1 pseudogene is annotated in these 734 nt (G+C 62.7%); it reads left to right on the top strand.

From position 1 onward, the window contains the following. Window positions 1-55: 55 nt before the first annotated feature. A pseudogene (locus EXE44_RS17540) lies at window positions 56-734 on the top strand (hypothetical protein); the annotation flags it as partial.

The raw sequence follows: 734 nt of genomic DNA, 5'->3' as shown, positions 1-734 counted from the left end.
GAACGCGGAGCTCGGCGCGGTCGAACTTTCCGACGGCCTCGGGGAGACGAGCGACGTGGACCTCTTCGAGTACTTCCGGTTCGCGAACACCAGCTTCGACGGGTTCGACTTCGGGAACTACAAACAGGAACTCGCGGAGGCCAACTGGCAACTACACACCACCGTTGACGACGCGGAGTTCGTGAACCCCGGAAGACAGGACCTCATCGACGCGTTTCTCGACTCGCACCCCTCGGAAGTGGCGGAGCTCTTCGACGAGGTCGATCACGTCGGGATGCTCCAAGAACAGACCGGACTGGACAGGGCAGTCATCAAGGAGATCGCCGACGCCGAGGATGCCTCGGAGATGCCGAGCAGCGAGGCGCTGTACGAGATGACCGGTGACGAGGAGTTCCGTGAGACGACGACGGCCGCCGACCTCGAAAACACCTACCTGAAGGCCAAAAACGGCGCGGATCAGGTCGGCGACCGACACGTGGCCGCGCAGTTCTTCGTTCAGGAAATGAAGTACAGGCGGGCGAAAAACTACCGGTTCGTTCGAGACCCGGATCAGGACCCCGATGTGCGACTCGTCTCGGCGGGCAAGTGGTTCGGAAACTACCTGCTGCACCAGTCCTGCGGCTACGGCGAACGACTGTGGCGAGTCATCTACGCCTCCGTGGTCGTGGTCGTCGGATGGAGCTTCATGTACGCGACGCTCACGGAGGGGACGTCCGGAGACGCGGCGGGGCTGA

The sequence above is a fragment of the Halorubrum sp. SS7 genome, assembly GCF_005435055.1.
In the GTDB taxonomy this organism is placed as follows: domain Archaea; phylum Halobacteriota; class Halobacteria; order Halobacteriales; family Haloferacaceae; genus Halorubrum; species Halorubrum salinarum.
The sequence above is the reverse complement of the archived record's forward strand: the minus strand, read 5'-3'. Positions and strand labels throughout refer to the sequence as shown.